This is a genomic window from Streptomyces zhihengii, assembly GCF_016919245.1.
GTDB classification, from domain to species: domain Bacteria; phylum Actinomycetota; class Actinomycetes; order Streptomycetales; family Streptomycetaceae; genus Streptomyces; species Streptomyces zhihengii.
The window spans coordinates 1,468,099-1,488,408 of sequence record NZ_JAFEJA010000001.1; the positions used below are offsets into that span (position 1 = coordinate 1,468,099).

The 20,310-nt window shown below is 74.2% G+C and carries 20 protein-coding genes; 5 read left to right on the forward strand and 15 right to left on the reverse strand.

Annotated elements, in window-relative coordinates; genetic code table 11:
• Positions 1 to 35: 35 nt before the first annotated feature.
• Positions 36 to 1,982 (forward strand): DUF8696 domain-containing protein, encoded by a 1,947-nt coding sequence (locus JE024_RS06190; RefSeq protein WP_205372625.1) that lies wholly within the window; start codon positions 36 to 38, stop codon positions 1,980 to 1,982.
• Between the two features lie 76 nt (positions 1,983 to 2,058).
• Here the strand turns inward: JE024_RS06190 and JE024_RS06195 are convergent, their stop codons facing one another.
• From JE024_RS06195 to JE024_RS06225, 7 genes are all read right to left on the reverse strand, one after another.
• Entirely contained in the window at positions 2,059 to 2,628 is a 570-nt protein-coding gene (locus tag JE024_RS06195) for a hypothetical protein (protein WP_205372626.1), read from the reverse strand.
• A complete protein-coding gene (locus JE024_RS06200; RefSeq protein WP_205372627.1) occupies positions 2,625 to 3,791 on the reverse strand; it encodes an ROK family glucokinase in 1,167 nt (388 codons plus the stop codon). The genes JE024_RS06195 and JE024_RS06200 overlap by 4 nt, the downstream gene beginning before the upstream one ends.
• 125 nt (positions 3,792 to 3,916) lie before the next feature.
• Positions 3,917 to 4,792: an ATP-binding cassette domain-containing protein gene (locus JE024_RS06205; RefSeq protein ID WP_205372628.1), complete on the reverse strand. Its 876-nt coding sequence runs from the start codon at positions 4,790 to 4,792 to the stop codon at positions 3,917 to 3,919.
• On the reverse strand, positions 4,759 to 5,820 hold the full coding sequence (locus JE024_RS06210; protein ID WP_205372629.1) for an ABC transporter permease: 1,062 nt from the start codon (positions 5,818 to 5,820) through the stop codon (positions 4,759 to 4,761). Before JE024_RS06210 ends, JE024_RS06205 begins: the two co-directional genes overlap by 34 nt.
• A complete protein-coding gene (locus JE024_RS06215) occupies positions 5,817 to 6,836 on the reverse strand; it encodes a sugar ABC transporter substrate-binding protein (protein ID WP_205372630.1) in 1,020 nt (339 codons plus the stop codon). Before JE024_RS06215 ends, JE024_RS06210 begins: the two co-directional genes overlap by 4 nt.
• Positions 6,837 to 7,060: 224 nt before the next feature.
• Positions 7,061 to 8,050, reverse strand: coding sequence for a sugar ABC transporter substrate-binding protein (locus JE024_RS06220; RefSeq protein WP_205372631.1), 990 nt, complete (start codon positions 8,048 to 8,050; stop codon positions 7,061 to 7,063).
• A 193-nt stretch (positions 8,051 to 8,243) separates the two neighbouring features.
• On the reverse strand, positions 8,244 to 8,963 hold the full coding sequence (locus JE024_RS06225; protein ID WP_205376400.1) for a GntR family transcriptional regulator: 720 nt from the start codon (positions 8,961 to 8,963) through the stop codon (positions 8,244 to 8,246).
• A gap of 156 nt (positions 8,964 to 9,119) precedes the next feature.
• On the opposite strand from JE024_RS06225, the gene JE024_RS06230 reads away from it, so the two are divergent.
• The gene (locus JE024_RS06230; protein ID WP_205372632.1) at positions 9,120 to 10,124 is read left to right on the forward strand and encodes a Gfo/Idh/MocA family protein; all 1,005 of its coding nucleotides are present in this window, start codon (positions 9,120 to 9,122) and stop codon (positions 10,122 to 10,124) included.
• A gap of 104 nt (positions 10,125 to 10,228) precedes the next feature.
• On the opposite strand, the gene JE024_RS06235 is transcribed toward JE024_RS06230, so the two are convergent.
• A complete protein-coding gene (locus JE024_RS06235) occupies positions 10,229 to 10,612 on the reverse strand; it encodes a tautomerase family protein (RefSeq protein WP_205372633.1) in 384 nt (127 codons plus the stop codon).
• Between the two features lie 102 nt (positions 10,613 to 10,714).
• Between JE024_RS06235 and JE024_RS06240 the strand changes: the two genes are divergently transcribed.
• Positions 10,715 to 11,188, forward strand: coding sequence for a MarR family transcriptional regulator (locus JE024_RS06240; protein WP_205372634.1), 474 nt, complete (start codon positions 10,715 to 10,717; stop codon positions 11,186 to 11,188).
• A gap of 117 nt (positions 11,189 to 11,305) precedes the next feature.
• Here JE024_RS06240 and JE024_RS06245 read toward each other — a convergent pair whose 3' ends face one another.
• The 3 genes from JE024_RS06245 to JE024_RS06255 form a co-directional block, all read right to left on the reverse strand.
• Positions 11,306 to 12,502 carry a cytochrome P450 family protein gene (locus JE024_RS06245; protein ID WP_205372635.1) on the reverse strand — a complete coding sequence of 399 codons (1,197 nt, stop codon included), beginning with the start codon at positions 12,500 to 12,502 and terminating at the stop codon, positions 11,306 to 11,308.
• A gap of 129 nt (positions 12,503 to 12,631) precedes the next feature.
• The gene (locus JE024_RS06250) at positions 12,632 to 13,312 is read right to left on the reverse strand and encodes a response regulator (protein WP_205372636.1); all 681 of its coding nucleotides are present in this window, start codon (positions 13,310 to 13,312) and stop codon (positions 12,632 to 12,634) included.
• Entirely contained in the window at positions 13,309 to 14,541 is a 1,233-nt protein-coding gene (locus JE024_RS06255; protein ID WP_205372637.1) for a sensor histidine kinase, read from the reverse strand. Before JE024_RS06255 ends, JE024_RS06250 begins: the two co-directional genes overlap by 4 nt.
• Before the next feature lie 145 nt (positions 14,542 to 14,686).
• Between JE024_RS06255 and JE024_RS06260 the strand changes: the two genes are divergently transcribed.
• Positions 14,687 to 14,896, forward strand: coding sequence for a hypothetical protein (locus JE024_RS06260; RefSeq protein ID WP_205372638.1), 210 nt, complete (start codon positions 14,687 to 14,689; stop codon positions 14,894 to 14,896).
• Between the two features lie 10 nt (positions 14,897 to 14,906).
• Here the strand turns inward: JE024_RS06260 and JE024_RS06265 are convergent, their stop codons facing one another.
• Together JE024_RS06265 and JE024_RS06270 are read right to left on the reverse strand one after the other, a co-directional pair.
• The gene (locus tag JE024_RS06265; protein ID WP_205372639.1) at positions 14,907 to 15,890 is read right to left on the reverse strand and encodes a DMT family transporter; all 984 of its coding nucleotides are present in this window, start codon (positions 15,888 to 15,890) and stop codon (positions 14,907 to 14,909) included.
• A 207-nt stretch (positions 15,891 to 16,097) separates the two neighbouring features.
• Positions 16,098 to 16,712, reverse strand: a complete 615-nt coding sequence (locus JE024_RS06270; protein ID WP_205372640.1) for a dihydrofolate reductase family protein — start codon at positions 16,710 to 16,712, stop codon at positions 16,098 to 16,100.
• Positions 16,713 to 16,875: 163 nt separating this feature from the next.
• Between JE024_RS06270 and JE024_RS06275 the strand changes: the two genes are divergently transcribed.
• Positions 16,876 to 17,607, forward strand: a complete 732-nt coding sequence (locus JE024_RS06275) for an SDR family oxidoreductase (protein WP_205372641.1) — start codon at positions 16,876 to 16,878, stop codon at positions 17,605 to 17,607.
• Positions 17,608 to 17,842: 235 nt separating this feature from the next.
• Here the strand turns inward: JE024_RS06275 and alc are convergent, their stop codons facing one another.
• Positions 17,843 to 18,964 carry an allantoicase gene (gene alc, locus JE024_RS06280; RefSeq protein WP_205372642.1) on the reverse strand — a complete coding sequence of 374 codons (1,122 nt, stop codon included), beginning with the start codon at positions 18,962 to 18,964 and terminating at the stop codon, positions 17,843 to 17,845.
• Positions 18,965 to 18,967: 3 nt separating this feature from the next.
• Complete coding sequence (gene allB, locus JE024_RS06285; protein WP_372449854.1) at positions 18,968 to 20,296, reverse strand: allantoinase AllB; 1,329 nt, start codon at positions 20,294 to 20,296, stop codon at positions 18,968 to 18,970.
• Between the last annotated feature and the right edge of the window lie 14 nt (positions 20,297 to 20,310).

Consider the following 20,310-nt stretch of genomic DNA (forward strand, 5'->3'; position numbering starts at 1 on the left):
CGCGGTACCGGGCGCACCGGACCGATGAGGAACCCATGACGACGACGAACGACAACCCGGCCGGCGCCCGGCGACGGCACAGACGGACGCCCGCGCTGCTCGGCGCCGCGGCCCTGGTGACCGCCGCCGCGACGGCGGTCACCGCGGGCCCCGCGGCACAGGCCGCCGGCAACCCGCGGACGGCGCCGGGCCCGGCCGAGCGGAAACCCGCCGTCTCCGCCTCCGCCGGTCTCGCCCCCGGCGGCCGCGCGGAGCGCGTGGCCGGCGCCCACGACGACACCGGGGGCGTCGACGTCGCGGACCGGGACCCGGGTCACGGCGACGACGGCGGGGAGGGCGTCGACGTGCCGCCCGGCACCGTCGGCTACGTCCGGGCCCCGGCGTCCGCGTTCGCCACCGGCAACGCCGGCCGGCCGCTCGACCTGCTGCTGCACCCCGACTCCGGGAAGCTGTACGTCGGTGCCGACAACATCCCCGACACCTCGGCGGTGGCCGAGCAGGGGCTCTACGCCCTGGACGCGGGCAGCGGCGCGGTCCTCGGCCACATCGCCCGCGCCCCCGGCGCGGGCGGCGCGACGGCCGCCCGGGTGGTGCGCCGGATCGTCGCACCGCTCCCCGGCGACGGCGTGGTCTTCCACTACCCGCTGCGCGGGCTGGGCAGCGCCCGGCACGGCGACACCGAGGCCCGGGGCGTCTGGGCCGACGGCGCCTCGTACACCGGCGTCGGCCAGGACGCCGACACCTCCTCCGTGCTGGTCGCCGCGGGCGGCGAGTTGCGCCGTGTGGACCTCGCCACCGGAGCCGTCGGGCGGACCGCGGCCCTGGAGGGCGCCGGCGACCTCGCCGTGGACGCGGTCCGCGGCGCCGCCTGGTCCCTGGGCACCGCCGACGGCGCCCCGGTGCTGCGGCGCGTCGACACCGCCGCCTTCGGCGTCACCGCCACGGCCCCGCTGCCGGCCGACTTCATGACCTTCGTGGAGGCGGACCCGGCCACCGGCAACGTGTGGGTGGGCAACGGCACCTCGGTGCTGGTCTTCGACGCGGACGCCCGGCCGCTGGCCACCCTCACGGGCACGGACCGGCCGATGGCGGTCGCGTTCGACGGAGCGACCGGGCGGGCCTTCCTGCTGCGGGAGGACCTCTCCGACGGCACCACGGACGACACCGGGTCGCTGGAGGTTCTCGACGCCTCCTCCCTGGAGCCGGCCGCGCCCGCCGTACCCCTGCCGGGCAGCGTCCGGGTGGGCGGCTACGCGGGCGTCGCCGTCGCCCCCGGGGCCACGTCCGTCTTCGTCACCATGGCCGCGGAGAGCAAGGTCCTCCGCTTCGACCTGCGGACGTCCCCCAGGGTCCTCGGGTCCCCCGCCGACCGGACCGCCGCACCCGGCGACGAGGTCACCCTGACCGCGGCGGCCGAGGGCACCCCGGAGCCGGCCGTGCGGTGGCAGGTCAGCACGGACGGCGGCGGGACCTGGTCCGCGGTCGAGGGCGCGACGGCGGACACGTACACCTTCACCGCCGCCGCCGGTCAGAACGGCCACCGGTTCCGTGCCGAGTTCCACAACGAGGCCGGCACGACCCGGACCGCGCCGATGACACTCACCGTCAAGGCCCCCGGCGGCGACGGAGGCGGCAGCGGGGGCGGGGAGACCGAACCGCCCGGCGGTGACGCGACGGGCGGCGGCAGCGGCTCGGGCGGCACCTCCGGCTCGGCGGGCGGCGGCGACTCCGGCGGCACGGGCTCCGGCGGCGGCGACTCCGGCGGCTCGTCGGGCGGAACCGCGGCCGGCGGCAGCGGCGGCGGTGTCGTCGGCGGCACGGGAGGGGGCACGGGCTCGGTGACGGAGGGCGGCACGGCCGGCGCGGGCGGCAGCCTCGCCTCCACCGGTGTCGCCGCCGGCGCGGCAGCCGGTGGGGCCCTGCTGCTCACGGCCGCCGGCTGGTACCTCCACCGGCGCACCCGGACGGCCCGCGAGGGCTGACGGCCGCGGGGGAAACGACGAGGGGCCGCCCGGTGGGCGGCCCCTCGTCACGGCCCGTCCGGCACGCGCCCCGGGATCAGGGGCTGGCGGTCGAGACGACGTACACCCAGGGCTTCTCCGGCTCCGTCAGATCGACGGTGATGTCCTGGCTGGGGCGCGGATCCTTGTTCCTGTGGGTCGTGCCCGCCCAGTCCCGGCCCTGGAGGCCGAAGTTCCAGCCGACCGTCGCGGAGTCCCGCTCGGCGATGGTGACCTCGCCGTCGCGCAGCGCGTCGCGGTCGGTGCCGACGCCCTTCAGGAACCGGTCGAGGCCCTTGGGCGTGGTGCGGAACTGGACGTAGAAGCGGCTGGTCTTCCAGTTGCTGGTCTCGTAGTAGCCGACCCGCCAGGAGCCCTCGGGGATCGGCACCTCGAAGATGCGGCGCTTCATCTTCGACGGCCACTTGTCGCGCAGGCCGTCCGCCGAGGACTCGGCCTCCTTGTCGCGTCCGCTGTCCCGGCTCTGCTCGGCCGAGATGACCAGATACCCGGCGGGGATTCCGATGAGGAGCACGATCGTGATCGCGGTGAGCCAGCGGCGCACCAGCATGTGCCGCCGGTTCTCCGGCGGCTTCGGCGGGCTGGGCTGTCGGGTCAGCGTGGTCATGAGGGGGGATCCTGGGTGGGACGGACGGAACTCGGACTGCGCAGGGCCTGCGCGTAGCGCTCGTAGCGTTCGTGGCGCTCCACCCGGCGGCGGTTCGCGCGGCGGAAGCGCCGTGCGACCAGCCGGGCGAGGTCGGCCGCTCCGACCATACCGGCCTCGGGGCCGAGCTGGGCCTTGGCGATCCGCGCCTCGGGCCGGTAGCCGCGGCCGGTGAGATGGCGGCGGAAGGCGTCCCGGGCGGGGCCGATGAGCAGGTCGTCGGCCGCGCTGACGCCGCCGCCGATGACGAAGCAGGAGGGGTCGAGCGCGGCGGCGAGATTGGCGATGCCGACGCCCAGCCACTGGCCGATGTCCTGGAGCAGTTCGACGCACATCGCGTCGCCCTCGCGCGCCAGTTCGGTGATCAGCGGGCCGGTGATGTCGCGGACGTTCCCGCCGACCCGGTCGATGATGTTGTAGGCCACCGGCGAGTCGGCCGCGGCCAGCTCCCGGGCCTCGCGCACCAGCGCGTTGCCGGAGCTGTACTGCTCCCAGCAGCCCCGGTTGCCGCACGGGCAGCGGTGGCCGCCGGGCACGACCTGCATATGGCCGAACTCACCCGCGACCCCGTACTTGCCCCGCTTGACCTGGCCGTCCTCCAGGATCGCGCCGCCGATGCCGGTGCCGAGCGTGATCATGACGAGGTGGTCCTCGCCGCGGCCGGCGCCGAAGCGCCACTCGGCCCAGGCGGCGGTGTTCGCGTCGTTGTCGACGAGGACGGGGACGGCGAGCCGGGCCGAGAGCGCGTCGCGCAGCGGCTCGTTGCGCCACGCCAGGTGGGGCGCGAAGAGGACCTTGGAGCGGTCGGCGTCGACCCAGCCGGCCGCCCCGATGCCGACGGCGTGCACGTCGTGGCGGTCGGAGAGGTCGAGCACCAGCTCGCAGATGGTGTCCTCGACGACCTTGGGGCTCTTGGACTTGTCCGGCGTCTCGGTGCGCACCTTCTCAAGGATGACGCCGTCGGCGTCGACGACGCCGGCCATCACCTTGGTGCCGCCGATGTCGATCCCGACGGTGGGGACCCGCGGCGCGGTGAGGTGGGAACGCCGCTCGCGGGTGCCGACGGTCTTGAGGACGGTCGCACGCGCGGCGCCTCGGTGCGTGAAGTCGCGGTACGTGCTCACGTCGTCCCTGCGCTCGTGGGGGGGCTGCTCCGGGTCAGCGGGCGGACGGCGCCCGCCGGGATCCGATGCTAGTCGTTCCGGTCCGGCCCGGGGGCGGGGCCCGCCCGCCCCCGGGCCGGGAGGCGTCAGTCCGTGCCGGGGCCGGGCTTCGCGGGGTGGCCGCCCAGGTGGGTGGGGACCGGTGCGCGCTCCAGTTCGTGGCGCAGGTCCTCCAGCTCGCTGCCGCCCGCCATCTGCCGGGTGAGCTCGTCGAGGGTGACCGTCTCCCGGGTGTGGCTCGCGGCCATGACACCGCGCTTGAGCAGCACGAACCGGTCGCCGACGAGGTAGGCGTGGTGGGGGTTGTGGGTGATCAGCACCACGCCGAGACCGGCGTCGCGCGCCGCGGCCACGTACTTGAGGACCACACCGGACTGCTTCACGCCGAGCGCGGCGGTGGGTTCGTCGAGGACGAGCACCTTGGCGCCGAAGTACACGGCGCGGGCGATGGCCACGCACTGGCGCTCGCCGCCGGACAGGGTGCCGATGGGCTGGTCGACGTCCCGCAGGTCGATGCCCATGCGCAGCAGCTCGGAGCGGGTGGTGGCGCGCATCGTCTCGACGTCGAGGCGCCTGAAGGGGCCCTTGCCCTTCACGGGCTCGGAGCCGAGGAAGAAGTTCCGCCAGACCGGCATCAGCGGCACGACGGCCAGGTCCTGGTAGACGGTGGCGATACCGCGGCCGAGGGCCTCGCGCGGGTTGCCGAGCGAGACCTCCTCGCCCTCGATGCGGAAGGTGCCGGCGTCGTGCCGGTGCAGCCCCGCGATGATCTTGATGAGGGTCGACTTGCCGGCGCCGTTGTCGCCGAGGACGCAGGTGATCTCCCCCGCGCCGACCTCCAGCGAGACGCCTTCGAGGGCACGGATGTTGCCGTAGTACTTGCTGACGTCGTCCAGTGCGACGAGGGGCCCCGCGGGCTGGGTGCCGGTCACCGTGTCGCCTCCGCGCGCTTGCGTACCCATGCGTTGAGCAGGGTGGCCAGAAGGAGCATCGCTCCGAGGAAGAACTTGAACCAGTCCGGGTTCCACTCGGCGTAGACGATGCCCTTGCTCGTCATGCCGAAGATGAACGCGCCGACCGCCGAGCCGATGGCGGATCCGTAGCCGCCGGTGATCAGACAGCCGCCGATCACGGCCGCGATGATGTAGGTCAGCTCGTTGCCGACGCCTTCGCCGGACTGCACCACGTCGAACGAGAACAGCAGGTGCTGGCCGGACACCCAGGCGGCGAACGCGACGCCCATGTAGAGGAAGATCTTGGTCCGCTTGACCGGGACGCCCACCGCGCGGGCGGCGTCGGCGCCGCCGCCGACGGCGAAGATCCAGTTGCCGAAGCGGGTGCGCAGCAGGATCCAGGTGGCCAGGGCGACGAGCACGGCCCACCACAGGATCGTCGACTTGACCGTGGCGCCGAGGAGCGGGGTCTCGGCGAACACCGCGCGGGCGGATGCGAATCCCTCCATGTCCGCGATGGACTTGGTGGACACGGTGCCGCTGATCAGCTTGGTGAAGCCGAGGTTGAGGCCGGTCAGCATCAGGAAGGTGCCGAGCGTGATGATGAAGCTGGGCAGCTTCGTGCGGGTGAGCATGAAGCCGTTGAAGGCGCCGATCGCCAGGGTGACCAGCAGGGACACCCCGACGCCGACCCAGACGTTGGCGGTCATCTGGTAGCTGAACATCGACGAGATCAGCGCCGAGCTGGTGACCATCACACCGGCGGACAGGTCGAACTCGCCGCCGATCATCAGCAGCGCGACCGGCACGGCCATCACCCCGAGGGTGGAGGCCGCGTAGAGGACGGTGTTGAGGCTGGAGGGCTGGAGGAAGGAGTCGGCCACGATCGAGAAGAAGACGAACACGGCGACGGCGCCGACCACCGAGCCCAGCTCGGGGCGGCCCATGAGCCGGCGCGTCAGCGAGGTGCGCAGCAGGCGTTCGTCCTGCGCCGGCTCGGCGCTGCCGGGTACGGCGGGTGGCGCGGCCTGGCTCATCGGGTCCCCCGTTCCGTGTACTCCCTGAGCTGGGCGGCGTCCTTCTCGGTGATGATCTGCGGGCCGGTCAGCACGGGCCGGCCGCCGCCGAGGACGTCGGCGTTGTACTTGTACAGCCACAGCAGGTCGACGGCCTCGTAGCCCTGGAGGTAGGGCTGCTGGTCGACGGCGAAGCCGAGGGTGCCCTGTTCGAGGCCGGCGGCGACCTTGGCGTTGAGGTCGAAGGTGTCGATCTCGGCGTCGGACCCGGCCGTCTTCTTCGCCTGCACCGCGGCGTCGGCGAACGGCGCGCCGAGGGTGACGACGGCGTCCACGGACCGGTCGGCCTGGAGCTTGGCCTCGATGGACGCCTGGACGTCGGGCATGTTGGTGCCGTCGACGTAGAGGTTCTGCACCTGGCCGCCGAAGGTCTTCTTCACCCCGGCGCAGCGCTGCTCGTGGCCGACGTTGCCCTGCTCGTGCAGGACGCAGAGGGCCTTCTTGCGCCCGCGTTCGGTCAGCTCCTCGCCGACGGCCTCGCCGGCCACCGACTCGTCCTGGCCGATGTGGGTCAGCGCCCCGTACTCCTCGGACTGCGCGGAGCCCGAGTTGACGGTGATCACGGGGATGCCGGCCGCGGTGGCCTTGGCGACGACGGCCTTCATGGCGTCGGGCTTGGCGAGGGTGACGATCAGCGCGTCGACCTTCTTGGAGATGTAGGAGTCGACGAGCTGCGCCTGCTGCTGGCCCTCGTCGCTGTGGGCGTAGAGGAAGTTGATGTTGTCCTTGGCCGCGGCCTCCTTGGCGCCCTTCTGGACGATGTCCCAGAAGGTGTCGCCGTCCCCGGAGTGGGTGACCATGGCGAAGGTCCAGCGCGGGGTGGTGACCGCGGCCTTGCCCCGGGCGTTCTCGGCGGCCCTGCGCGCGTCCTCGGCCCGCTTGCCGCCCGTGCTGCTGCACCCCGCGAGGGCGGTGACCCCGAGTACCGCCGCCAGCACCGCGCCGAGCGCGCGTACCCCTGTCCTTGCCCGTGCCACGAAGCCGTGCCCTTCTCGCCGTGTCGTTCCGTACCGCCGGGGGTCGTCCCGCCCGTACCGCCGGGGGGCCTGCTGACCCGGCCCGGCCGCCCAAGTATCCGTCACGCCGGACGGCCGGACCGGCAGCGGGTGCGGCCGGGCCCGCGGGGGCCGGGCCGCCCGGGGTCCGGCGGCCCGGTGTCCCCGGGGCTCCCGGGACCGCTCCCGGTGGTGCCGCGGGCGGCTCACCGGGTGCCGGCGGCCGTGAGCTTCTCCAGCGCCGGGACGTCCTCGGCGGTGACGAGCGCGGGGCCGGTGAGGACCGGCTTGCCGCCGCCGGTGACGTTGCCGTTGACCTTGTGCAGCCACAGTCCGTCCACGGCGAGATAGCCCTGGAGGTAGGGCTGCTGGTCCACGGCGAAGGTGATCTCCTTCGCCTTCAGGCTCGCCACCACGGCCGCGTTGAGGTCGAAGGTGGAGATCTCGGCCTTCGACCCGGCGCCCTGGCGGGCCTTGACCGACGCCGCGGCGAAGGGCGCGCCGAGGGTGACCACGGCGTCGATGTCCCGGCCGCTCTGGAGCCGGGCCTCGATGGAGGAGGTGGTGGCGGGCATGTTGGTGCCCTCGACGTTCAGGTTCTCCACCTCGCCGCCGAAGGTCTTGCGGACCCCGTCGCAGCGCGCCTCCAGGGAGACGTTGCCCTGCTCGTGGATGACGCAGAGGGCCTTCTTGCGCCCGCGTTCGTTCAGCTCCTCGCCGACGGCCTCGCCGGCCACCGACTCGTCCTGGCCGATGTGGCCGAGCGCGCCGAGGTCCTTCGAGAACTCCCCGCCCGAGTTGACGGTGACGACGGGGATGCCGGCCGCGACGGCCTTGCGGACGACGTCGCCGACCGCCTCCGGCTTGGCGAGGGTGACCACGATGCCGTCGACCTTCTGGTCGATGTAGGTCTGCACGAGCTGGGCCTGCTCCTTGCCCTCGGGGGCGGCCGCGTACAGGAAGCGCACGTTGTCCTTGCGGGCGGCGGCCGCGGCCCCCTTCTGGACGATGTCCCAGAAGGTGTCGCCCTGCCCGGAGTGGGTGACCATCGCGATCTTCATCGCCGGGGTGCCGGCCGCGGGGGCGGCGTCCTCGGCGGCGGGCTTCTCGTTGCCCTCCTTGCCCCCGGAACCGCTGCATCCGGCGGCCAGGGCGCAGACGGCGAGCACCGCCGCCGCCGTGCGGATGATGCGCATGGTGTCGCCTCCTGTCCCGGGCCGCCCCGTTGCGGCTGGGGGAGTTTCTACGACGGGCGCGCGACCCCGTCAAGGCTTTGTCCGAACATTCTGACGGGGAACGGGGAACAGGCAACGGGCAACGGGCAACGGGCAACGGGCAACGGGCAACAGGTAACGGGCGCCGGGCGGCTGCGGGACGGGCCCGGCGGCGTCAGGGCCGTACCAGGAGCTGGAACTCGAAGGAGTAGCGCGACGCCCGGTAGACATGGGCGCCGAACTCGACGGCCCGGCCGGTGTCGTCGAAGGTGGTGCGTTCCATGGTCAGCAGCGGCGCGCCGGCCTCCTCGCCGAGCAGTTCCGCGTCGGCGGGGCCGGCCGCGCGGGCGCCGACCGACTGCCGGGCGCTGTGCAGGGTGATGCCCGCCGCCCGCATCAGCCGGTACAGCCCGGTGGATTCCAGCCGCTCGGTGTCGCAGTCGAGCAAGCGGGCCGGCAGATGGTTGCGCAGCCGGGCCATCGGTTCCCCGTGGGCGTAGCGCAGCCGCTCGATCATCCGGACGTCGCTGCCCTCGGCGATCCCGAGGGCGGCCGCGACCCGGGCGTCGGCCGGTTCGACGGCATGGGCCAGCACCTTGGTCGCCGGGTGCTGGCCGGCGGCCTCCAGGTCGTCGTAGAGGCTGCTGAGCTCCAGCGGGCGGCGGACCTGGCTGTGCACGACCTGGGTGCCCACGCCTCTGCGGCGCACCAGCAGGCCCTTGTCCACGAGGGACTGGATGGCCTGGCGGACGGTGGGCCGGGAGAGCCCGAGGCGGGCGGCGAGTTCTATCTCGTTGCCGAGCAGGCTGCCGGGTGTGAGCGCCCCTCGCTCGATGGCCGATTCCAGCTGCTGGGCAAGCTGGAAGTAGAGCGGGACCGGGCTGTTGCGGTCCACGCTCAGCGGGAGCGACCGGGACGTGTCCGTCTCGTGTCTGGGCTGCTTGGGCACGTGGGGGAGCGTAGTCGCACGCCATGTTGACGGGAAGTCGTGAGGTTCGATTGTCAGGACAAAGTCTTGACAGCCGGCCCGGCCCGCCTCCACCTTTGGGCCATGCGCATCGGACTGATCGGAACGGGACGTATCGGCAGCTTTCACGCGGGGGTGCTCAGCCGTCACCGGGAGGTGGGTTCCCTGGTGGTGGCGGACACCGACGCGGCGCGGGCCGTGGAGACGGCCGACCGGTGCGGCGCCACCGCGGCACCGAGCGCGAACGAGGTCTTCGCCTGGGGCGTGGACGCGGTGGTGATCGCCTCCGCGACCGCCGCGCACGCGGAACTCATCGGCCGGGCCGCCCGGGCCGGCCTCCCGGCGTTCTGCGAGAAGCCGATCGCGCTCGACCTGCCGGGCACGCTGGCGGCGCTCCGCGCGGTCGACGAGGCGGGCACGCCGCTCCAGCTCGGCTTCATGCGCCGCTTCGACGCCGGCTACACGGCCGCCCGCGAACGGGTGCGCTCCGGCAGGCTCGGCCGGCTGCACACCGTGCGGGCCGTCACCTCCGACCCGGCGCCGCCGCCGGCCGACTACCTGCCGCTGTCCGGCGGGCTGTTCCGGGACTGCCTGGTGCACGACTTCGACATGGTGCGCTGGGTGACCGGCCGGGAGATCACCGAGGTGTACGCCACCGGCTCGGACGGCGGCCACCCGATGTTCCGCGAGGCCGGCGACGTCGACACGGCGGCCGCGCTGCTCACCCTGGACGACGGGACGCTGGCGACGGCGACCGCCACCCGCTGCAACGGCGCGGGCTACGACGTGCGGATGGAACTGGCCGGCGAGCTGGACCAGGTGGCCGTCGGCCTCGACGACCGCACCCCGATCAGCTCCACCGAACCGAAGGGCCTGCCGCCCGTGGAGAACCCGTGGCCGGGCTTCCTGGAGCGCTTCGCCCCGGCCTACGAGGCGGAACTGGACGCGTTCATCCGCCTGGTGCGCGGCGAGGCGGAGAACGCCTGCGACGGCCGGGAGGCCCTCACCGCGCTGCGGGTCGCCGAGGCCTGCGAACTCTCCCGCCGCGAACGGCGTCCGGTCCGGCTGGAGGAGATCCCCGCGGACTAGCCGTGCCCCCGCTCACGCCCCCGGGGAGCCGATACGCCTCCGCTCGTCGCGCAAGGAGGGCCGCATGGGGGCCGGGGGCGGCGACCCCGGCCCGCACACACGGGTCAGGCCACGGCGCCGGCGACTCCGGTGCGGCCGTCCGGGACTCCGGCGATCGTCACGACGACCTGTCGGCGGATGTCCTCGCCGAGGACGTCGGCCAGCGCGTCGGTGGTCGCGGCGACCAGCCGGGCGGGCGCGTCCGGGATCTCCGGAAGGTGATACGCCGCCTCGCGCATACTGAGGGTGACGAGCGGTGAGTCGATGTCGGCGGTGACACCGCCGATGCCCCGGCGGTTTGCGGGAAGGCCGATCAGGTCCACCCCGACGAGGCGGCCGAACTCCTCGCCGTAGACGGCGCGGACCGCGTCCGTCAGGGCGCTGATCAGCTTCGGTTCGACCGCCCCGTCAAGGGCTTCCTCGCGGATGTGCACGGTGAAGTGCGGCATGGTGGAATCTCCGTTCGTGCCGGTGGGTACCGTGACGACATTTCGCTTTGCGAGCAAAGCTAAATATCTTTGAAGACAAAGGTAAACGAGGAGGCGTGTCCGATGTCAACACCCGGGGCGCACCATGCCGACGGTGGCGGAGTCGACGACGCTGTCAGGGCCCTGCTGCTGCTCATGCCCCGGATGGTGGGCAGGGCCAAGAAGATCCCCGTGCCCGAGGCGCTCCAGGCCTTCTCGCTGGCGCCGCGCCACCTCTCCCTGCTCGCCTACCTCCTTTTCGACGGGCCGATGACCGTGAACGAGCTGGCGGCTCGCCTTCAGGTCGCCCCCACCACCGTGAGCCTGCTGGTCGGCGACCTGAGTCGGCAGGGAATCCTCGAACGCCGGGCGGACGACGCGGACCGGCGCCGGCGGATCATCGGCATCGCGGCCGCCCATCAGCCCGCGATCACCTCCTGGCTCGCTCCGGGCGCGGCCGCGTGGCGTAAGGCGCTGGCCCCCCTGACACCGGAGCAGCGACAGGTCTTCGTCGACACCTTGCTCGCCTACGAGGCCGCGGTCGCCGACGAGGTGTGAACCGGGGGCGTCTCCCCGCCGCACGGCCGTGGACAGCGGCGACGACGGCCTCCGCGCCGCTCACGCCAGGTGGGTCCCGATAGCCCAGCCGCCGGCCGAGGCCCCCGCTCGGGCGGCTCACCAGCGCAGGGGCAGCCGCTCCGGTCCCCTGATCAGCAGTCCGCCGCGCCAGGGCAGCGCGGCCGGATGCGCGTCGAGCGCCAGGTCGGGGCAGCGTTCCAGCAGGCTCCGGATCGCGATGCGGGCCTCCAGCCGGGCCAGCGGCGCCCCGAGGCAGAAGTGGATGCCGTGGCCGAAGGCCAGATGCCCCCGGGTGTCGCGGCGGATGTCGAAGCGGTCCGGGTCGGGGAAGCGTGCCGGGTCCCGGTTGGCGTCCGACATGGCGACGAGCACCAGTTGCCCGCCGCCCGGCACGGTGGTGCCCCCGACCTCGTAGGGCTCGGTGGTGAAGCGGTACGTCGGGGTCTCCACCGGCCCGTCGTAGCGCAGCATCTCCTCCACCGCGTCGTCGATCAGGCCGGGATCGGCGCGCAGCAGGGCGAGTTGGTCCGGGTGGGTCAGCAGGGCCAGGACACCGCTGGAGATCAGGTTGACGGTGGTCTCGTGCCCGGCGACCAGCAGCAGCCAGGCCATGCCGATCAGTTCCTCGCGCGTGAGCCGGTCGTGCCCTTCGGTGTCCGCGGCGTGGATGAGACCGCTCATCAGATCGTCCCCGGGCTGCTCGCGCTTCTGGGCCAGCATGCCCACCAGGTACTCCGTCAGCCGGCCGGCGGCCTCCTCCCGCACCGCCTGGTCGGGCGAGGAGAGCGCGGTGTTGGACCAGTCCCGGAAGGACTCCCGGGCGAGGAAGGGCACCCCGAGCAGTTCGCAGATGACCGCTATCGGCAGCGGGAAGGAGAAGGCGTCCACGAGGTCGGCGGCGCCGCGCGGCACCATCGCGTCGAGCAGGTCGTCGGTGATCTGCCGCACCCTGGGCGCGAGCCGCTCCACCCGCCGCATGGTGAACTCCCCCGCGATCAGCTTCCGCAGCCGGGAGTGGACCGGCGGGTCCGTGCTGAGCATGCTGACGCCGGACGAGATCCGGAAGATGCCAAGATCGGGCGAGATGTTGCGCCAGTCCTTCGACAGCGCCGGGTCGGCGAGCGCGGCCCTGCCCGCCTCGTGCCCGACGACCAGCCACGCGGTGTGGCCCTCGGGCAGCCGGACGTGGTGCACGGGGCCGCGGGCGCGTAACGCGGCGTAGACGGGGAACGGGTCGCGGGTGAAGTCGTCGCCGAGGGCGGCGAGATCGACGAGTGGGGCGTCCGTGGTCACGGTGGTCCTCTCGGTGGTCCGGGGCGGCTCCCGGTGCGGGTGGTGCGGGTGACACCCGTCCCGTCAGCCTACGGAGGCCGGAGCCGCCGGATAAGAGGCCCGGGAGCCGGCCCGGCCGCCCCGGGACCGCTACGGCTCCCCGTGCCCGGTGCCGTCGTCGAGGAGGCCGGCGTCGTGGGCCAGCAGGGCGATCTGCACCCGGTTGTTGAGGCCGAGCTTGGCCAGGATGCGCGACACATGGGTCTTCACGGTGGGCAGGCTCATGTAGAGCGCGGAGGCGATCTCCGCGTTGGAGCGGCCCTGTCCGACGGCGACGGCCACCTCGCGCTCGCGCTCGGCGAGCGTGCCCAGCCGGCGGACGGCGTCCGCGCCGCGGACGTCCGCGCCGCTGCCCGCGGCGTGCGTCATGAGCTGGCGGGTCACGGCCGGGGAGAGGACCGGGTCGCCGGAGGCCACCCGGCGCACGGCGGCGACGATCTCGGCGGGCGGGGTGTCCTTGAGGACGAACCCGGCGGCCCCGGCCCGCATCGCCCGCAGCACCTGCTCGTCGGCGTGGAAGGTGGTCAGCACGACGACGTCGGGCGCGCCGGGCCGGGCGCGCAGGGCCTCGGTCGCGGCGAGGCCGTCCATCACGGGCATCCGGATGTCCATCAGCACCACGTCGGGCGTGTGCCGGCCGACGAGGTCGATCGCCTGGGCGCCGTCCGCGGCCTCGGCGACGATCTCGATGTCGTCGGCGCCTCCGAGCATGAGGGCGAGGCCGGCGCGGACGAGCGGGTCGTCGTCGACGACGATCAGACGGATGGTCATGAAGGCCACGGTAGCCAAGCGGCCACGCGGAAGCCCCCGTCGCGGGTGACCCCGTGCTCCAGCCGTCCGCCGGCCAGCGTGGCGCGTTCGGTCAGCCCGATGAGCCCCTGTCCGGATCCGGGGACCTTGCCGACGCGGCCGGTCGGGGCCGGATTGACCACCTCGACGCTGAGTCCTTCACCGGGCCCGCCGGTCACGGCGACGGTGACCTCGGTGTCCGGGGCGTGCTTGCGGGCGTTGGTCAGGCCCTCCTGGGCGATCCGGTAGGCGGTGCGCCCGGTGGCGGCCGGCACCGCGGCCGGGTCGGCGACGGCGCTGTCGAAGGCGACGGTCATCCCGGCCTGCCGGGACTCGGCGACCAGGGCGTCCAGGGTCACCAGGGTCGGCTGCGGCCGGTCCGGGCCGTCGCCGTCACCGGGCGCGCGCAGCACGCCGATGATCTCGCGCAGGTCCTGGAGCGCCTCGTGGGCGCTGTCGCGGATGACGCCGGCGGCCCGGGCGACCTCGGCGGGCGGCGCGTCGGGCCGGAACTCCAGCGCGCCCGCGTGCACGGAGAGCAGGGTCAGGCGGTGGGCGAGCACGTCGTGCATCTCGCGGGCGATGGCCTCGCGGGCCAGCCGCTGGGCCTGCTCGGCGCGGAGCCCGGCCTCCGTCTCGGCACGGTGGGCGCGTTCGCGCAGGGCGGCGACGAGCTGTCGGCGGGCGCGCACCAGCATGCCCCAGCCGACCATCAGCAGCACCAGGACGACGCCGGCGGCGGCGGAGACGAGGTAGGAGGCCGAGGGGTCGGGGCGCACCGCGGGCTGGGCGACGTTCGTCACGACCGCGAGGCCGCCGACGAGTGCCACCGGCTTGAACGGCCGGTGCACGGCCAGGCTGAAGAGGGCCGCCATCGCCGCGCCGCTGGCGACCGGCGCGACGACCGCGACGATCAGCAGCACGACCGCGAGCCCGGTCGGGAAGCGGCGGCGCACCCACAGCGCACAGCAGGCGGCGGCGCCCACGACCTGGTCGACGACGACGACGGCCTCGGCGTTGCCCGCCTGTTCCACGGCCTGCCCGGCGAGCACGCCCACCCCGGCGGCGGCCAGGAAGACGAGCGTGTCGACGACCCAGTCGCGGACGGTGCGCCGGGGGTGCTGACGTGGCTCGCCCGCGGGGGTGAGGTCGGGGCCGGGGGGATCGGCCATGGCGGAGGGCAGCAGCCACGGGTAGTCCGTACGCGTCATGTCGACAAAACTAGGCGCCCGCGGGCCGGTGGCGGGGCCGCGCGGCCGTACGCGCTACCGAAGTCGCGCGGTCCGAGACTTTCGGCGGCCGGAGAGCTGCCGTCGGCCGATGCGGCCGGACCTCCGCCGCCGGGACGCTGCTGCCATGAAGAAGCTCTGCGAAATCGCCGGATTCCTGTTGTTCCTGTGGGGCGCGGCGGGGGTGGTCCACGAGCTCACCGGCTGGTTCAAGCTGTGGGGCGTCGTCCGGAAGCTGGACTTCCTGGACGGGTACGAGATGTACGCGAGCATCGTCATGGCCGTCACGGGCCTGGTCCTGATGGTGGCGTCGGACCGGCTGGGCCGCCGGACCTGACGCGCGCCCCTCAGCTCCGGGTCCGCTCCGCGGCCGGTGCGGCCCCGGGGGCGGCCGGCCCGGTCCGGGGCGGCTCGCCGGTGCCGGCCGCGCGCCGGCCCCAGGCCGTTCCGGCGAGGACGAGGCCGGCGCCGAGCAGCCCCCAGGCGCCCAGGTGCTCGCCGCCGATCGCGATGCCGGCGGCGGCGGCCCACAGCGGCTCGGTGCCGAGCAGCAGACTGACCCGGGAGGGCGAGCTGCGGCGCACGGCCCACATCTGCACGAAGAACGCGAACAGCGTGCAGAACACGGAGAGGAAGGCCAGCCCGGCCCACTCGCGGGGGCCGAAGGCGGCGGCCGCCGCCCAGGGGGACGCCCCGGAGCCGGGGATCAGCGCGAGCGCGGCGAACACGGCGACGGCGCCGCCGAGCTGGACGGTGGTGAGCGACAGCGAGTCCGCGCCCGCGACCGACTTCGTGCGCGCCATCACCAGGACGTGGACGGTGCGGACCAGGGCGGCCAGCAGCATCAGCAGGTCGCCGGTGGACGGGGCGGTGAAGCCGCCGCCCTGGGTCAGCAGCACCACGCCGGCGACGGAGACGGCCGCGGCGGCGAGGAAGGCCCGGGAGGGCATGCGCCGGGTGACGGCCGCCTCCGCGAGCGGGGTGAAGATCATGGTGAGGCTGATGATCAGGCCGGCGTTGGTGGCGGAGGTGTGGACGATGCCGTAGGTCTCCAGCAGGAACACGCAGGCGAGCACCAGGCCGAGCAGGCCCGCCCCGCGCCACTGCGCCGCGGTGAGGGCCCGCAGCCTGCGGTGGCCGGCGACGACGAGCACCGGCAGCACCAGCGCGAACCGCAGCACGAGCACGGCGAGGACGGTGTGGGTGGTCGTGATGCCCTTGGCGGCCAGATAGCTGGCGCCCCAGACGACGGCCACCAGCAGCACGGGCAGATCGGTGAGCCACGCCGGGCGGGGGGCGGGCAGCGGTGCGGGTACGGCGATCGACGACACCTGGTCTCCGGTCTCCAGTGGTGACGGGCACGGTGGAGACGTCGGCGGCTCTCACACGGTGGGGTGGGGCGATCACCGTACCGGGCGGGACGGGTGCGGGCTACATCTTTCTCCCCGGCGGCGGTCGCCCGGGGCGCCGTGGTGCGCGGTGCCCAGTACGGCCGGGGCGCCGTGGTGCGCGGTGCCCAGTACGGCCGGGGCGCCGCGCTACGCGTAGCTGCCGTAGGCGGGGCGGCCGGCGAACTCGTAGGTGTGGATGGCCACGCCGCTGCCGGTCGTGCGCGCCGCCGTGTGCCGGAAGGCGCTGGCCGTCGCGCCGCGGGCGAACAGGCGCATGCCCTTGCCGAGGACGACCGGGAAGACGAGCAGGTGGAGGACGTCGACGAGGTCGTGCGCCATCAGCGACTGGGCCAGCGCGCCGCTGCCGTGCATCTGGATCTCCCCCTCGGTGCCGCGCTTCAGCTCCGCCACCTCCTCGGCGACGTCCTCGCGGCCGATGACGGTGGTGCCCGCCCAGTCGGCCGCTTCGAGCGTGGTGGAGGCGACGTACTTGGGGAGCCCGTTGAGCTTGGCGGCGACGGGGTCGGCCGGGTCGGTCTGCCGGGGCCAGTAGCTCGCGAAGATCTCGTAGGTGCGGCGGCCGAGGAGGAAGGCGACGGGGGTGCGGAAGACCTCGTTCATGAAGGCCCCGAAGTCGTCGTCGCCGTAGGGCACGGACCAACCGCCGAGGTCGAACCCGCCGCTGGGGTCCTCCTCGGGCCCGCCTGGCGCCTGGTAGACGCCGTCGAGGGTGAGGAACTGGGTGAGGCTGAGCTGCGCCATGGCGGGGCCTTTCGTCGCGCGGTCCGGCTCGTCGTGCGGTCCGGTTCCACCGTGCCCCGGGTTCCGCCGGCGCGCCGATCACGACGTCCGTTTGCCGCCAGCCTCCGGTGCGCGCCTCGGCTGTGATTGAAGCCGCAACCAACACAGGCACACGGAGGCACACATGGACGGCAAGGTGGCACTGGTGACCGGCGCGAGCCGCGGCATCGGCGCGGCGACGGCGGTACGGCTGGCGCGCGCCGGCGCGGACGTGGCGATCACCTACGCGACGGACAAGGACGCCGCGGAGGAGGTCGTCCGCACGGTGCGGGGCATGGGCCGGCGGGCGCTCGCCCTGCGCGCCGACGCGGGCGACGCCCGCGAGGCCGCGCAGGCGGTGGCGGACGCGGCGGACCTGCTGGGCGGACTGGACGTGCTGGTCAACAACGCGGGCGTGGGGCTGCTCGGCCCGCTGGGGACGATCACCCCGGCCGACGTCGACCGGGTGCTCGCCGTGAACGTCCGGGGCGTGTACCTCGCCTCGCAGGCGGCCGCGGCTCGGATGCCGGACGGCTCGCGCATCATCACCGTCGGAAGCTGCATGACCCAGCGGGTGCCGGGCCCCGGCGGCACGCTCTACGCGATGAGCAAGTCGGCGCTGACCGGCCTGACGAAGGCCCTGGCGCGGGAGCTGGGCGGGCGGGGCATCACGGCCAACATCATCCACCCGGGGCCGGTCGACACCGCCATGAACCCGGCGGACGGCCCGCACGCCGACGCGCAGCGGGCGGGCACGGCGCTGGGCCGCTTCGGGCACCCGGACGAGATCGCCGACGCCGTCGTCTACCTGGCCGGGAGCTCGGGCGCCTACGTCACGGGCGCGGAGCTGTCGGTCGACGGCGGGCACGCGGCCTGAGGGCCCGGCGGCCGGGACGGCCCGGGGTCGCCAGGGCGGCGGCCGGGGACGGCCCGGGGTCGCCAGGGCCGCGGCCGCGACGGCCCGGGTTCTCGCACCCGGCCGCCGCGTCGCGCGCAGCCGTCCGCCGGGGCGGCCGGGGCATGCGCGTGGGGCGCACCGTTGCCGTCGGCCGGTGCGCCCCACGGGTACGGAGGGGAGGGTGTCGTGGCCTCCCCCCGCACGGCGGCGGGAATCAGCCGCCGAGCTCCTGGTGACGGGCGGTCAGGCGGGCGGCGCCCTGCTCGGTGAGCGAGCCGAAGAGGCGCAGCCGGGAGATGCCGCCGTCGGGGTAGATGTCGATGCGGACGTCGGAGCCCACGGCGGGGGCGTCCAGCACGAACCGGTGGTTGGTGTCGGGCTGGAGGCGGGTGCGCGGCAGCACCTCGCGCCATTCCCCCGCGTCGCCGTCGCGCACGGACAGGGCGGCCCAGCCCGCGCTGTTGCCCTTCAGGTAGGCGGTGTCGATCTCGACGGCGCGGATCTCGGCCTGCTCGACCAGCCGGTAGGAGATCCAGTCGTTGCCCTTGTCCCGGCGGCGGCGGGTCTCCCAGCCGTCGTCCATCTTGCGGGAACGGCCGGGCTGGACGGTGTTGGTGGCCGGCGAGTAGAAGCGGTCGGAGGCGTCCTCGACCCGGCCGCCGTTCTCCAGGGCGACGAGGTCGAAGGTGCCGAGCGCGGTGAGCCAGCGCGGGTCCGGGGCGACCTCGCCGTACACCCGCAGCCGGGCGATGCCGCCGTCGGGGTGCTGCTTGAGGCGCAGGTGGGTGAAGCGCTGCTCGGTGTCGACGGCGAAGCCGTTGGCCGCGTGCCCGCCGACGGCGGTGCGCGGGACGAGCGTCGTCCACTTCACGTCGTCGCCGAGGAGCTCCTCCGGGGAGGGGGAGCCTGCCACGGAGGTGCCCTCGACGGAGACGGCCTGCGGGTAGTTGCCGCGGAAGTGGGCGGTGTCGACGACGATGCCGCGGATCACGCCGGGGGCGCCGAGGCGTACCAGGGCCCAGTCGTGGTCCTCGTCCTCGGGGTGCGGGCGGTCGGCCGACACACCGCGGCGGCGGCGGGTCTCCCAGCCGTCCATGATCTTGCCCTTGTGGCCGAAGTGCTCGGGGTCGAACTCGGCCGCTCCGGGCTTGAGGAGGTTCTCGCGCTCGGCGAAGAACTCGTCGTTGGCGGCGATCACACCGGCGCCGAGGCGGCGGTCGGCGAGGTCGGCGTGCTGGGCGAACGGGAACTCGGCCGTGCGGTAGTCGCCGTACGGGTCGCCGCCGCCGTAGGGGCGGGCGTCACCGGTGAAGGAGGGGATGGAGGAAGCGGACACGGTTCAGTTGTTCCTTTCGAGCAGTCGGCCCGTCGGCTCGGCCAGGTTGCCGTTCTCCGCGATCCGTTCGCCGCGCAGCCAGGTGGAGCGGACGACGCCGTGCAGCGTGCGGCCGGCGTAGGCGGTGACCTGGTTGCGGTGGTACAGGTTCGCGGGGTCGACGGTGAAGGTCTCGTCCGGGGCGAGGACCGCGAAGTCGGCGTCCCGGCCCGCCTCGATGGCGCCCTTGCGGTCGAGGCCCGCGAGACGTGCGGGGGCCTCGGACATCCAGCGGACGACGTCGTCGAGGGTGTGGCCGCGACGGCGGGCCTCGGTCCAGATCGCGGGCAGCCCGAGCTGGAGCGAGGAGATCCCGCCCCAGGCGGAGGCGAAGTCCGGGGTCTTGAGGTCGGTGGTGCACGGGGAGTGGTCGGAGACGATGCAGTCGATCGTGCCGTCGGCGAGCCCCTGCCAGAGCAGGTCCTGGTTGGCCGACTCGCGGATCGGCGGGCAGCACTTGAACTCGGTCGCCCCGTCCGGCACTTCCTCGGCGGTGAGCGTGAGGAAGTGGGGGCACGACTCGACGGTGACGGCCACGCCGCGCCGCTTGGCGGCGGCGATCAGCGGCAGCGCGTCGCTGGACGACAGGTGCAGCACGTGCACCCGGGCGCCGAGGCGTTCGGCGTGCGCGATCAGGCTCTCGACGGCGGTGTTCTCCGCGTCCCGGGGCCGGGAGGCGAGGAAGTCCGCGTAGCGGGGGCCGGGGCGCTGGGGCGCCGCGGCGAGGTGGTGCGGGTCCTCGGCATGGACGATGAGCAGGCCGCCGAAGCCGGCGATCTCGGCCAGGGAGCGGGCGAGCTGCTCCTGGTCCAGCTCGGGGAACTCCTCGACGCCGGACGGCGAGAGGAAGCACTTGAAGCCGAAGACCCCGGCGTCGTGCAGCGGGCGCAGGTCCTTGACGTTGTCGGGGAGCGCGCCGCCCCAGAAGCCGGTGTCGACGTGCGCCTTGGGCCGGGCGACGTCCTGCTTGGTGCGCAGGTGGCCGACGGTGGTCGTCGGCGGGAGGGAGTTGAGCGGCATGTCGAGCAGGGTGGTGATGCCGCCGGCGGCAGCGGCGCGGGTGGCCGTCCAGAAGCCCTCCCACGCGGTGCGGCCGGGGTCGTTCACATGGACATGGGTGTCGACGAGCCCCGGGAGCAGGACGTCGTCACCGAGGTCCTCCAGCCGGGCGCCCTCGGGCACCTCCGCGTCGTGGGCCCCCACGGCGGCGATCCGCCCGCCGGCGACGGCGACCGTCGCGGCCCGCGTGCCGTCGGGGGTGACCACCCGGGTCGAGCGCAGCACCAGACGCACGGGCGCGTCCTGGC